The 12,527-nt window shown below is 62.9% G+C and carries 11 protein-coding genes; 2 read left to right on the top strand and 9 right to left on the bottom strand.

Translation table 11 applies throughout. From position 1 onward, the window contains the following. The first annotated feature begins 2 nt into the window (after positions 1 to 2). A complete protein-coding gene (locus ACWTU9_RS21230) occupies positions 3 to 1,043 on the top strand; it encodes a heme-dependent oxidative N-demethylase family protein (protein ID WP_454586765.1) in 1,041 nt (346 codons plus the stop codon). Positions 1,044 to 1,196: 153 nt separating this feature from the next. On the opposite strand, the gene ACWTU9_RS21235 is transcribed toward ACWTU9_RS21230, so the two are convergent. Further along, complete coding sequence (locus tag ACWTU9_RS21235; protein ID WP_455859981.1) at positions 1,197 to 1,913, bottom strand: helix-turn-helix domain-containing protein; 717 nt, start codon at positions 1,911 to 1,913, stop codon at positions 1,197 to 1,199. A gap of 254 nt (positions 1,914 to 2,167) precedes the next feature. Between ACWTU9_RS21235 and ACWTU9_RS21240 the strand changes: the two genes are divergently transcribed. Beyond that, the gene (locus tag ACWTU9_RS21240) at positions 2,168 to 3,526 is read left to right on the top strand and encodes an NAD(P)-binding domain-containing protein (RefSeq protein ID WP_455859982.1); all 1,359 of its coding nucleotides are present in this window, start codon (positions 2,168 to 2,170) and stop codon (positions 3,524 to 3,526) included. 11 nt (positions 3,527 to 3,537) lie between these two features. On the opposite strand, the gene ACWTU9_RS21245 is transcribed toward ACWTU9_RS21240, so the two are convergent. The 8 genes from ACWTU9_RS21245 to ACWTU9_RS21280 form a co-directional block, all read right to left on the bottom strand. Beyond that, positions 3,538 to 3,756, bottom strand: coding sequence for a hypothetical protein (locus ACWTU9_RS21245; protein WP_455859983.1), 219 nt, complete (start codon positions 3,754 to 3,756; stop codon positions 3,538 to 3,540). Between the two features lie 7 nt (positions 3,757 to 3,763). After that, positions 3,764 to 5,743, bottom strand: a complete 1,980-nt coding sequence (locus ACWTU9_RS21250; protein ID WP_455859984.1) for an ABC transporter permease — start codon at positions 5,741 to 5,743, stop codon at positions 3,764 to 3,766. Next, positions 5,740 to 6,813 (bottom strand): quaternary amine ABC transporter ATP-binding protein, encoded by a 1,074-nt coding sequence (locus ACWTU9_RS21255; protein WP_455859985.1) that lies wholly within the window; start codon positions 6,811 to 6,813, stop codon positions 5,740 to 5,742. The genes ACWTU9_RS21250 and ACWTU9_RS21255 overlap by 4 nt, the downstream gene beginning before the upstream one ends. Before the next feature lie 71 nt (positions 6,814 to 6,884). Next, complete coding sequence (locus ACWTU9_RS21260) at positions 6,885 to 7,859, bottom strand: ABC transporter substrate-binding protein (RefSeq protein WP_455859986.1); 975 nt, start codon at positions 7,857 to 7,859, stop codon at positions 6,885 to 6,887. Between the two features lie 419 nt (positions 7,860 to 8,278). After that, positions 8,279 to 9,064 carry an SDR family oxidoreductase gene (locus tag ACWTU9_RS21265; RefSeq protein WP_455859987.1) on the bottom strand — a complete coding sequence of 262 codons (786 nt, stop codon included), beginning with the start codon at positions 9,062 to 9,064 and terminating at the stop codon, positions 8,279 to 8,281. An 11-nt stretch (positions 9,065 to 9,075) separates the two neighbouring features. Beyond that, entirely contained in the window at positions 9,076 to 9,840 is a 765-nt protein-coding gene (locus ACWTU9_RS21270) for an SDR family oxidoreductase (RefSeq protein ID WP_454573683.1), read from the bottom strand. Positions 9,841 to 9,950: 110 nt separating this feature from the next. Continuing rightward, entirely contained in the window at positions 9,951 to 11,459 is a 1,509-nt protein-coding gene (locus tag ACWTU9_RS21275; protein ID WP_455859988.1) for a sugar ABC transporter ATP-binding protein, read from the bottom strand. Positions 11,460 to 11,488: 29 nt separating this feature from the next. After that, positions 11,489 to 12,427, bottom strand: coding sequence for a substrate-binding domain-containing protein (locus ACWTU9_RS21280; RefSeq protein ID WP_454573685.1), 939 nt, complete (start codon positions 12,425 to 12,427; stop codon positions 11,489 to 11,491). Between the last annotated feature and the right edge of the window lie 100 nt (positions 12,428 to 12,527).

The following is a 12,527-nucleotide window of genomic DNA, read 5'->3' on the forward strand; positions in this document are numbered from 1 at the left end:
AGATGGGCATCACCTTTCGCAAGGAAACGTTCCGCGACGATTTCACCTTCAAGAACAGCCCGGAGCATATCAGGCGGTTTCCGTTTCCGTTCCACGAAGACAGCTACATGTATGCGGTCAACATCGAGCCGCATGTCGTGGGTCCCAAGGGCAGCGTGCTGGAAAACCTGATCGACGTCGACGAGCACTATGTCGCCGAGATGCAGGATCGCGCGCTGGTGCTGGCCGAGGACCCGCTGCGCTGCCAGTCGCTGCCGCACATGACGCTGGCCGGCTGGGACCTGCTCGAACTTTTGATGGAGCAGCAGGCGCTGGGTTATCCCGAACATTTCACGCTGACCCGTGATGGCGATCGCTGGCGCTGGATCAACCGGCCGCTCGGCATCGACGACACCTTTACCTTCGGCGACACCTCGACGCTGCCCTATGGGCCGATGGAGTACATCACCCGCCAGAGTCAGGGCGATTTCTGCATCCTCGACCAGCGCGACGGCAATCTGTGGATGGATGCCGGCATGGTCACCACCCAGGCCGACTGGTCGCTCGATTTCGACATCGGCATGAACTTCTTCGAGTGGCACGCGCCGGTGCCCCTGGCCCACGAAAAGGGGATCTTTGTCCGCGCGCTGAAATTCCTCACCAACATCCAGCAGGGCAAGCCGGCGCGGCGTCTCAACTGGACGATGACCATCAATCCGCGTCTCGACACCAGCCCGGAAAATTATCACAAATGGGGTCCGGACCGGACCACGGTGACGCCGGAGAATGTCGGCGACAAGGTGCATCTGCGCGTCGAGCTGCAAAGCTTCTGGCGCCTGCCGCGCTCGAACGGCATCGTCTTCCCGATCCGCTGCTATCTCATCAAGATGGACGAACTGGTGACGCAGCCGAAATGGGCCCGCCGCCTGCACCGGGTCATCCGCGACCTGCCGGAGGAACTCGCGACCTATAAGGGCCTGACACGGTATCGGCCGACGCTGGTCGAGTGGCTGTCGAAGCTCGATGATGGGAGTGCGACATCGCCGGGGTTCGGGCCGGACTGACCTCCAAAGACTTGGGTTCCTCGCCCCTGCCAGAGGCGGGGGAGAGGTGTCCGCGAAGCGGACGGAGAGGGAGCCTTCGTAGGGCGCTCCCCTCTCCGTCTCGGCTTCGCCGAGCCACCTCTCCCCACTACGTGGGGCGAGGAACCAAGTGCCTCACCCCGCGCTCTGCGGATAGCAAATAATCGACAAATAGCGCATCGGCAGTTTCGTCAGTTTCTCCGGTCCGTGCGGCGCGTCGGCGTCGAAGAACAGGCTGTCGCCCGGCTTCATCGGATAGAGGTTGCTGCCGTGCCGGTAAACCACCTCGCCCTCCAGCATGTAGAGGAACTCCATGCCCTCATGCTGAAAGGTCGGGAACACATCCGAATCCTCGGTCAGCGTGATCAGATAGGGCTCGACGACGACACCGCTGGTGTTGGAACCGATATGTCCGAGCAGATTGTACTGATGGCCGGCGCGCGTGCCGCGGCGCTCGACATCGAGGCCTTCGCCGGCCTTGACGAAGACGGCGCTGCGCTCCTCTTCAAAGCGGCGGAAGAAGGCGGTAACGGGAACGCCGAGCGCCCGCGACAGCGCCTGCAGCGTGGTCAGCGACGGCGAGGTGATGCCGTTCTCGATCTTGGACAGCATGCCCAGCGAAATGTCGGTGGCGACAGCCAGATCGGCGACGGTGATTCCGAGCTTCTTGCGGAAGGCGCGCACCTCGCGGCCGATCGCCACCTCCAGCACCTTTTCGCGTGTGTCGCGAATGGCATGCGGGTTCTGCGTCAGCGGCGTGCGGATGGTCTTCCCATCCCCTGAAACCTTTGCCACTGGCTTTGCCTTTGCCGAAGCGGGGCCAGCCTTGGAGTCGGAAATTGTCTTGGCCATCTCGCCCCCGAATCCTGAAGATTTATTTCACTCTAGGTGAACATATTCGGTGCCGATACAGAAACGCAACCGCCACGGCAAGCCCTTTAGGTCGAATGGTGTCCGGTCCGGATTTGCGCTGTTATCGGTTTTTGCTGGAAATCCGCTGCGGCGAAACGCGGTTTCGTCACAAGGCCTGTTGACAGCATCGAAGGGGCAATTAGTGTCACTGTGAGTGAAATTTGTTTCGTAAGAGAAATTTTGGGAGGCCTGCCATGAACACTCGCGTTGCCGTCATTGGGGCCGGACCATCCGGCCTGGCCCAGCTCAGGGCCTTCAAATCGGCTGAAGACAAGGGTGCCGCGATTCCCGAAATCGTCTGCTTCGAAAAGCAGTCGGACTGGGGCGGCCTGTGGAACTACACCTGGCGCACCGGCCTCGACGAGCATGGCGACCCCGTCCACGGCTCGATGTACCGCTACCTCTGGTCGAACGGGCCGAAGGAATGCCTGGAATTCGCCGACTACACATTTGAGGAGCATTTCGGCCGTCCGATCGGCTCCTATCCGCCGCGCGCCGTGCTGTGGGACTACATCAAGGGCCGCGTTGAAAAATCAGGCCTGCGCAAATGGGTGCGCTTCAACAGCCCGGTGCGCATGGTGACCTTCTCGGACGTGACGAAGAAATTCACCGTCACCGCGCATGACCGCACCAACGACGTCACCTACTCCGAAGAGTTCGACAATGTCGTTGTCGCCTCCGGGCATTTCTCGGTGCCCAACGTCCCTTATTTCGAAGGTTTTTCCACCTTCAACGGCCGCATCCTGCACAGCCATGATTTCCGTGACGCGATGGAGTTCAAAGGTAAGGACATATTGATCATCGGCCGTTCCTATTCGGCCGAGGACATCGGCTCGCAATGCTACAAATACGGCGCCAAATCGATCACCTCCAGCTACCGCTCCAAGCCGATGGGCTTCAAGTGGCCGGAGAACTGGAAGGAAGTGCCGCTGCTGCAGAAGGTCGTCGGCAAGACCGCCCACTTCAAGGACGGCACCACCAAGGATGTCGACGCCATCATCCTGTGCACCGGCTATCTGCATTCCTTCCCCTTCCTCACCGACGATCTGAAACTCAAGACCGCCAACCGCATGTGGCCCGACCAGCTTTATGAAGGCGTCGTCTGGGAGAAGAATCCGAAACTGTCCTATATCGGCATGCAGGACCAGTTCTACACCTTCAACATGTTCGACGCGCAGGCCTGGTTCGCCCGCGATGTCATCATGGGCCGGATCAAGCTGCCGTCACCGCAGGCGATGGCCGAGCACGGCGCCAAGTGGCGCGCGCGCGAGGAAACGCTGGAAGACGCCGAGCAAATGATCTGGTTCCAGGGCGACTACACCAAGGAGCTGATGGACCAGACCGACTATCCCGGCTTCGACGTCGAGGCGGTCAACCAGACCTTCATGGAGTGGGAGCACCACAAGGCCGAAGACATTATGAGCTTCCGCGACCACGCCTATCGCTCGCTGATGACCGGCAACATGGCGCCGCTGCACCATACGCCATGGCTGCAGGCGCTGGACGATTCGATGGAGAGCTATCTTGAGGTGAAGGGCGTCGCGGCGGAGTAGCGCAGCCCATTTCAATCCCGCGGATAGTCCGGAGCCGCTTCGGTCTCCGAAGCTCCGCGGCTGCGATGCCCGGCTTGCGCAGTTCCTCCACCGAGGCGCGCACCCGAGCGATGGCGTAGGATGTTGCCGCATCCACCGTAGCGAAACCGGAACTGTTCACCGTCCGGTTCGCCGGTCTTGGCCATGTCGAAAACGAGAACGGCAAAAGGCGGTTCGCCCGGATCGGACATTCGATCACTATCCCAGTTTTGCCCGAGCCTTCGCCGTCCAGGCGTTGAACAGCCGGTCGGCGACGATGCCGATGAACGCTATCGCCAGGCCCGCGACGATGCCGCGGCCGGAATCGGCTTTCGACAGAGCGATGAACACCTCCTGGCCGAGATCGCGTGTGCCGACCATGGCGCAGATGATGATCATCGCCAGCGCCATCAGGATGGTCTGGTTGACGCCGAGCATGATCTCGGGAAGCGCCAGCGGCAGCTGCACGCGGAAGAAGGTCTGGCGCGGTGTGCAGCCGGACACTTTCGCCGCTTCGATCAGCGCCGGCGGCACCTGCCGGATGCCGTGATTGGTGTAGCGGATCGCCGGCACCACGGCAAAGGCGATCGTCGCGATCATGGCGGTGACGTCGCCCACCCGGAACAACATCACCACCGGAATGATGAAGCAGAAGGACGGCAGCACCTGCAGCGTGTCGATGATGGGCGTGACGATCTTTTCAAAGCGGTCGCTGCGCGCGGCCGCGAGCCCGATCGGAATGCCGATCAGGCAAGCGATAAAGGCTGAGATGCCGCAGAGATAGACCGTCGCCATGGTCTTTTCCCAGAGACCGGTGATGGCGCAGAAAGCAGTCAGCGCGCCGACCAGTGCCGCCAGCCTCAGGCCGCCGAGCTGATAGCCGGCGAGGCCGAGCAGGAACACCGCGCCCAGCCACGGAAAGCCTTCGCAGAAGGCGCGCAGCGGGTTCAGCACATTGAGGATCAGCGCCACGCGAAACGCTTCGATCACATCGAAGAAGTTGATGGTCACCCAGTTCACCGCCGCCTTCCATAACGGCGCGGTGGTGAAGGTGATCGCCTTCGGTACCGCCGCGAAGGCCGGCACGTAGAGGCTGAGCAGCGTGGTGACGGCAAGGATGGCGATGGCCAGCGACAGATAGGGATAGCGCCGCCAGAAGACGGGGCTTGCCTCCTGATGCGTCTGGCCTTTCGCCTGCTTGTGGGCGATGGCCTGGCTCAGCCTATCGAGCGCGATGGCCAGTGCGACGATGGCGAGGCCGGCTTCCATGGCCTCGCCGACCTTCAGCGCCCGCAATGCGAGCAGCACGTCGTAGCCCAGCCCGCCGGCGCCGATCATCGAGGCGATGATCACCATGTTCAGCGCCAGCATGATCACCTGGTTGACGCCGACCATCAGCGTCGGCCGCGACGAGGGAAGAAGCACACGCCACAATTTCTGCCGCGCCGTGCAGCCGGCCATCTCGCTGAAATCGTCGACTTCGGACGGCACGCGCGACAGGCCGAGCATCGTTGCCCGCACCATTGGCGGCGTGGCGAAAATGGCGGTGGCAATCATCGCCGACACCGGACTGTTGCCGAACAGGAGCAGCATCGGGATCAGGTAGGCAAAGGTCGGAATGGTCTGCATCAGGTCGAGGGCAGGGGAGACGATGAGCCGTTCGGCCCAAGGCTTGCGCCAGGCCCAGATGCCGGCGAACAGGCCCGTCACAATGCAGAACGGCACGGCGATGGAAATCAGCGCCAGCGTCAGCATGGCGCTGGTCCACTGGCCGAACAGCGCGATGTAGAGGAAACAGCCGCCGACCAGCAGGCCAAGCTTACGGCCGCCCGCTGAATACCCGGCGAGAAAGGCGGCGGCGCAGATCCCTAACCAGGACATGCGCGGCAGCACATGGGTGTCAGCCCCGTGGCCGATTTTGAAATTCTTGGCGAGCAGATTGAGCGCGAAATCGAGGGGAACACCGAGCACAGCGGTGATCGAGCGGGTCAGCCACGACAGGTTCGACTTGATCCAGCGCATCAGCGCGCTGACCCAGTCGGCGATCGGGACGACCGCCTCGGCCGGATAGTTGACGGCCCAGGGCAGCCTGTCCTGCAGCAGGAACACCACCAGCACGGCGGCCAGTGCCAGGACCCAGATCAGCAGCCAACGCTGAACCGGCGGCCTTGCTTGGCTGGCGCTTGCCGTCACCGTCATGCGCCGGCCCTGTCCAGGCCGGCCAGCAGCCCGATGACGGCTTGTGGCGTCACCTCGCCGATCGGCTTGCCGGTGCCGTTGACCACCGCGAACGGTTTTCCTGAGGCGACGATGCTGGCCGAGAAGCTGGCGATCTTGGACTCCGGCGAAACCGTCCCGCCATGCTCCGAACCATCGCAGGCGCGCATCAGGCTGCGCGCCGAAATCACCTTGGCGCGGTCGACGTCGCGGGTGAATTCGGCGACATAGTCGGTCGCCGGATTGACCACCAATTGCTCCGGTGTGCCGATCTGGATGACCTCGCCGTCCTTCATGATGGCGATGCGGTCGGCCAGCCTGATCGCCTCGTCGAAATCATGGGTGATGAAGACGATAGTCTTGTGCAGCATGGTCTGCAGCCGCATCAGCTCGTCCTGCATCTCGCGGCGGATTAGCGGGTCGAGCGCCGAGAATGGCTCATCGAGGAACCAGATCTCCGGCTTGGTCGCGAGACTGCGGGCAATGCCGACGCGCTGCTGCTGGCCCCCGGACAATTCGCGCGGATAGAAATGCTCGCGGCCGCGCAGGCCGACCAGCTCGATCACCTCGCGCGCACGCGTTTCGCGTGTCGGCCGGTCCTGTCCCTGAATGCTCAGGGGGAAAGCAATGTTGTCCAGCACGTTGAGATGCGGCAGCAGGGCAAAGTTCTGGAACACCATGCCCATGCGATGGCGCCGGAGCTCGATCAGAGCCGCATCGGAAATTTTCAGCAGGTCCTTGCCTTCGAACTCGACCTTGCCGTGCGTCGGTTCGACCAGCCGCGACATGCAGCGCACCAGCGTCGATTTGCCGGAGCCCGACAGGCCCATGATGATAAAAATCTCGCCCTGGCGAATTTCAAGGTCGACGGCCCGCACAGCGCCGACCAGCCCGGCGGCGGCGATCTCGGCCATGCCGGCCTTGCCGTCGCGCTCGCGGATGAAACTGGCCGCGTTCGATCCGAACAGCTTCCAGACATTGCGGCAGGCAAGTTTTATCGGCCGCGCATCCTTTACCGTGCCAGCCGCCTGCGGTTCAGTCGCTTCCGTCATCCAATGGTCCTTCTGGAAATGGGGATATAGACCCGGCCGTTACGGCCGGGTCTGGCCTCCAGTCGGAACGATCACTGCGCCCAGGCTTTCCAGTCGGCTTCGTGCGCGGCGATCCAGGCGGCGGCGACGTCTTCCTGCGTCTTGCCGCCGAGGTCGATCTCGCCGCTCATCTTGTTGAGTTCGTCGGTGTCGACCGTGAAGGCCTTGGCTACCTTGTAGGCGACCGGCCATTTGTCCTTCATGCCGCCCCAGGAGTACTTCCAGATCTCCCCATGCGGCTTGCCGCAGTCATATTTGGCATCGGGATTGGTGCCCCATTTCGGATCGGTGTAGCACTCGGGCGTGTACTCCGGGAATTGCACCCACTCGCCCTTGTACTTGGCCGGCGCCCAGTGCGGCGAATAGATCCACAGCATGATCGGCGCCTTGCGCTGATAGGCCGAGTCGAGCTCGGCGAACATTGCCGCGTCGGTGCCGGCATGGATGACGGTGAAGGGCAGCTTCAGCGCTTCGACACGCTCGTCGTCAAAGCCTTCCCAGGTCACCGGGCCGCCGAGATAGCGGCCCTTCGGCGCCGTCTCCGCCGTCGAGAACGCCTCGGCGCATTTCGGGTCCTTCAGCGCTTCCCAGTTGGGCAGGCCCGGGCATTTCTCCTTCATATATTCGGGGAACCACCATTCCTCCTTGGCCTTCGGTCCCAGCTTGCCGAGCCGTTCGGTTTGGCCGGTGGCATCAGAAGCCTTCATGGCTTCGCCAGCCGTCGTGTCCCAGAATTCGAGGCCGACATCGAGATCGCCATTGGTCAGGCCCGTGGTCAGGCTGGAGAGATAGTCGGCGGTCGGATATTCGACGGTGTAACCGAGCTTTTCGAGGATGCCGCCAAGAATCTTGGCGTTGAGATTGACGCTGGTCCAGTCGAACAGCGCGATCTTGATCGGGTCGTTGGATTCAGGTGCCGCTGCGTAGGCCGGTGATGCAAGCGAGCTTGCCGCGGCAAGTGCGAAGGCTCCCATTGATAGGTTCGAAATCACACTGCGAAATGACATGCTTGTTCTCCTGTCAAACCATGTGGAAATTCTTAGTCGTTCCCTTCTTGCGTCTTTTCTTGATTGTGTTGGAAAGGCGGGTCGTTGCGCAAGCTCGTTCGCATCATTGCCTTGCAGCCGCGACCGGCGCAGGCGAAATGGTGCTCAATCTGGTGGTGGTTCGGTGCTGGATGCGCCCGAGTCATGGCGCCGCATGAATTGCTGCGCGAGCAATCGTCAACGGATCGATCGCCACTCCGGCGGCGCTCTGAGACGTGCGAGCCATCAAGGTCCCATGATCTCGGCCGGCGAGCCCCATCTCCACCAAGGCCGTTTCATGGGATGAAATTATATATACCAACGTTCATGCGGCGCAACGGCTGATGCCATATGCACCGCGGAATTTCAGACTTGTCGATTGCCAACCGCCAGAGCTGACTTCACGACATGATAAGGCCGCCATCGACATTGATGGTCTGGCCGGTGATGTAGGTGGCGTCGTTGCTGGCGAGGAAGCTGACCAGGCCGGAGACGTCCTCGCCGCTGCCGGCGCGGCCCATCGGGATGTTCTTCACCCATTCGGCCATCAGTTCGCCGGGCTTGTAGTTGCCCATCAGCTTGCCCCAGGCTGCGTCGTTGTATGCCCACATGTCGGTGTCGATGATGCCGGGGCAGATGGCGTTGACCGTGATATTCTCCTTGGCCACTTCCTTGGCGAGGCTCTGGGTGATGCCGACGACGCCGAACTTCGACGCCGCGTAATGCGGCGTGTAAATAAAACCCTGCCGCGCCTGGCCTGAGGCCGTATTGATCAGCCGGCCGCCGTCGCCATGCTTGCGGATGCGCGCGATCGCCTCCTGGCAGCACAGGAACACGCCCTTGGTGTTGACCGCCATCACCTTGTCCCATTCGGCTTCGGTCATCGCTTCGATCCGGGCGATGGTGATGACGCCGGCATTCTGCACCGAAATGTCGACGCGGCCGAACTCCCTTTCGGCGAGATCGTAGAGGGCGGTGACCTCGCCCTTCTTGGTCACGTCCATGCGCATCGACGCAACCTTGGCGCCTGCCGCCTTCAGGCTGGCGGCAACCTCTCCGACGCGGGCATCGATGGCGCTGACCACGACCGCCGCGCCTTCCTCGGCGAAGCGCTTCGCCATCGCCGCGCCGATGCCGCCGCTCGCGCCGGTGATGACCGCCGTCTTGCCTTCAAAACGCTTCTGCACTTCTTGTTCTCCTACCAGCAGACAAAGCCGCCATCGACAATCAGGTCGATGCCGGTAACGAAACTCGCGGCGCGGCTTGCCAGGAACACCGTCGGGCCGACCATCTCTTCCGGCGTCGCCATCCGCCCCATCGGCGTGTCGCGCTTGAAGATTTTTATCTGTTCGGCAACTTCCGGCCGCTTGTTCATCGGCGTCAGCGTGTAGCCGGGGCTCACGACATTGACGCGCAGGCCGCGATCGGCCCATTCCATGGCGAGGCTCTTCGACATGTGGATGACAGCGGCTTTTGACGAATTGTAGTGCGCCTGGGTCAGTCCGCGATTGACGATCGAGCCGGACATCGAAGCGATGTTGACGATCGACCCCTTGCGGCGGGCAAGCATGGCGCGCGCCTCGGCCTGGCAGGACAGGAACACGCCGCTGACATTGACGTCGTAGATCTTCTGCCATTTTTCCAGCGGCAACGTCTCGGCAGGTTCGGCGCCGGCGATGCCGGCATTGTTGACGGCGATGGTTAGCGCGCCGAGTTCCTTCTCCGTGCGCGCGACCGCGGCTGCGAGGTCGTCCTCCGACGTCACCGTGCCGGTCAGCACCAGCGTCTTGCGGCCGAGTGCCGTGATCTTGTGCGCCGTCTCCTCAAGCCCGCCTTTCGAGGCATGGCCGAAACAGGCAATGTCGGCGCCGGCTTCGGCGAGCCCGACGGCGATCGCTTGGCCGATGCCGCTGCCCGCACCTGTCACCAGCGCCACGTCGCCGCTGAGATCGAATAGTGTCATGTTTTCCCCTCTCCCTGAAATGAAGGGGCGCCAACTCTTAAGCTGGCGCCCCGCGCGGTCCGGTGCTTGGGAGGGTATCACCTGTTGCGCTTTGTTCCCATCTGCCGCGCTCAGCTTGTGGCGAGTTCCATCACGGCGACATTGCTTGCTTCATTGCGGTCGAGAATGCCGCGCTGGCGGCCACGGCTCAGCACCAGCACGCGATGTGACAGGCCCAGCACTTCTTCGAGATCGGAGCTGACCACCACCACCGCCATGCCGGAGCGGGCAAGGTCGGCGATCACATCATAGATCGCCGCTCGCGCCCCGACATCGATGCCGCGCGTCGGTTCGTCGAGGATGAACACCTTTGGCGGCCGCGACACCCATTTGGCGATGATCACCTTTTGCTGGTTGCCGCCGGACAGTTTTGACACCGCCTGGTTCGGCTTACCCTTGACGCCGAGCCTTGCGATGCCGGCCTCGGCGAATTTCTGCACCGCCTTGGGAAACACCCAGCCCTTTGGCGCGACATGGTCGAAATTGCCGAATGCCAGATTCTCACCGATGGTCTGGTCCAGCACCACGCCTTGCGCCTTGCGGTCTTCCGGCACCAGCACGACGCCAGCCTTGATTGCTGCCGCCGGCCCATTGAGATGCACGGCTTGGCCGGCCACCCGCACCGAGCCCGACGAGATCGGATCGGCGCCGGCGATCGCCCGCACCAATTCGGTGCGGCCGGCGCCGATCAGCCCGGCAATGCCGAGGATCTCGCCTGCTTTGACCGAGAAGGAGACATTGTTGAAGCTCTTCTCCGGCGAGGACAGGTTCTCGACCTCGAGCAGCGTTTCCTCGCGCGGCGGCGACAGATGCGGAAACATCCGCTCGACCGAGCGGCCGACCATCTGCTCCACCACGGTGCGCACCGGAATGTCGGCGCGCTCGTAGCGGGCGACAATGCGTCCGTCGCGCATCACCACCACGCGGTCGGCAATCTGCGCGATTTCGTCGAGGCGGTGGCTGATGTAGATGAAGGACATGCCTTCGGCTTTGAGTTTACGGATCTGCTGGAACAAAAGCTCCGTCTCTTCGCGGCCAAGCGCTGCGGTCGGCTCGTCGAAGATCAGCAACTCGGCGTTCAGCGTCAGCGCCTTGGCGATCTCGACCTGTTGCTGCGCGGCGATGCGCAGCGTGCGCACCTTGCGTTCCGGCGCGACGTCGAGGCCGAGCCGCTTCAATTGCGCCGAGGCCTTGGCGTTCATCTCGGCGCGGTCGATGCGGCCGCCGCGCATCGGCAGGCGCCCGACATAGACGTTTTCCGCCACCGACAGGTCCGGCAGCAGCTTCAGTTCCTGGTGGATCATGCCGACGCCGGCATCGATGGCCGCGGCGGGGTTGGCGGGGGAATAAGGCTTCCCCCGCCAGGTGATCGAGCCGGCATCGGATTTCGTCGCGCCGGCGATGATGTTCGAGACAGTCGACTTGCCGGCGCCGTTCTCGCCGAGCAGCGCCACGACCTCGCCCGGTCGCACCTCGAAGCTCGCATCGGCCAGGACCTGGACCGGTCCGTAGCTCTTGCACAGGCCGTTGACGAACAGCCCGCTATGCGGGCTTTCGCTGCGGCGAGGTTCTGGGGACATCGTGGCGCTCTCTTACGCGGTGCCGCAGGTTACGGATGCTTGGCGATGAACTGCTCGACATTGTCCTTGGTGGTCAGCGTCGCGTCCTGCAGCTGTTCGGCTGGAATGCTCTCGCCGGCCACCAGCTTGATCGCCGCATCGACGGCGAGCCTGCCCATGCCTTGCGTCTGCTGCGTCGCGGTGACGTCGAACACGCCGTCCTTCAGCGCCTTCAGCGCCGCAACGTCGCCGTCGAAGCCGGCGACCCAGACCTTGTGGCCGGGATTGGCGACCTTGACCGCCTGTGCTGCGCCCAGCGCCAGCGCGTCGGCCTGGCCAATGACGATCGACACGTCGGGATGCGACTGCAGCAGATCCTGCGTCAGCTTGAAGCCTTCGTCCTGGTGCCAGCCTTCGCTCCACAATTCGCCGACCACCTTGATGTCGGGGTAGCCCTTGAGCGCTTCGCCGCAGCCCTTGGAGCGGTCGACTTCCGGTGTCGTGCCCTTCTGGCCGTGGATGATGATCAGCTCGCCCTTGCCGCCGGCCTGCTTGGCGATGTAGTCGCACACCGCCTGGGCCGAGGCGACGCTGTTGGTGGCGATGAAGGTGTCGCCCGGCGCGCCGTCGGCGTTGCGGTCGACATTTACCACCGGAATGCTGGCAGCCTTGGCGGTCTTGGTCGGCACGGTGGCGGCGGTAGCGCCGGCCGGGATGTAGATCAGCGCATCGATGTTCTGCGTGATCAGATCCTGCACCTGGCTGACCTGCGTCGCCGAATCGCCCTTGGCGTCGACGGTGACGATCTCGATGCCCTTCTCCTTGCCGTAGGCTTCGACGGATTGCTTGATCTGGTTGAAGAAGTCGGCCTGCAGATTGGCGACAGCCAGTCCGAGCTTCTTGGCCTCCTTGGCCGAGGCCATCTCGGTCAGGCCAAGCAGCGGTATGACGGCGGCAGCGGCAAGCAGCAATGAACGTTTGGTCAGCATGTATTCCTCCGTTGATGTTCAAATCCGTTCAGCCGACGCACCCCATGGCGCCCTTGGCCGAACACTCCCAGTCTCGGATCGACCGATCCGTCTATCGCCC

The organism is Mesorhizobium sp. 128a, assembly GCF_053848025.1.

Bases quoted from the DNA above. Each gene is read 5' to 3' on its own strand.
- ACWTU9_RS21230 (WP_454586765.1), top strand. From the start codon at position 3: ATGGGCATCACCTTTCGCAAGGAAACGTTCCGCGACGATTTCACCTTC.
- ACWTU9_RS21235 (WP_455859981.1), bottom strand. From the start codon at position 1,913: ATGGCCAAGACAATTTCCGACTCCAAGGCTGGCCCCGCTTCGGCAAAG.
- ACWTU9_RS21240 (WP_455859982.1), top strand. From the start codon at position 2,168: ATGAACACTCGCGTTGCCGTCATTGGGGCCGGACCATCCGGCCTGGCC.
- ACWTU9_RS21245 (WP_455859983.1), bottom strand. From the start codon at position 3,756: ATGTCCGATCCGGGCGAACCGCCTTTTGCCGTTCTCGTTTTCGACATG.
- ACWTU9_RS21250 (WP_455859984.1), bottom strand. From the start codon at position 5,743: ATGACGGTGACGGCAAGCGCCAGCCAAGCAAGGCCGCCGGTTCAGCGT.
- ACWTU9_RS21255 (WP_455859985.1), bottom strand. From the start codon at position 6,813: ATGACGGAAGCGACTGAACCGCAGGCGGCTGGCACGGTAAAGGATGCG.
- ACWTU9_RS21260 (WP_455859986.1), bottom strand. From the start codon at position 7,859: ATGTCATTTCGCAGTGTGATTTCGAACCTATCAATGGGAGCCTTCGCA.
- ACWTU9_RS21270 (WP_454573683.1), bottom strand. From the start codon at position 9,840: ATGACACTATTCGATCTCAGCGGCGACGTGGCGCTGGTGACAGGTGCG.
- ACWTU9_RS21275 (WP_455859988.1), bottom strand. From the start codon at position 11,459: ATGTCCCCAGAACCTCGCCGCAGCGAAAGCCCGCATAGCGGGCTGTTC.
- ACWTU9_RS21280 (WP_454573685.1), bottom strand. From the start codon at position 12,427: ATGCTGACCAAACGTTCATTGCTGCTTGCCGCTGCCGCCGTCATACCG.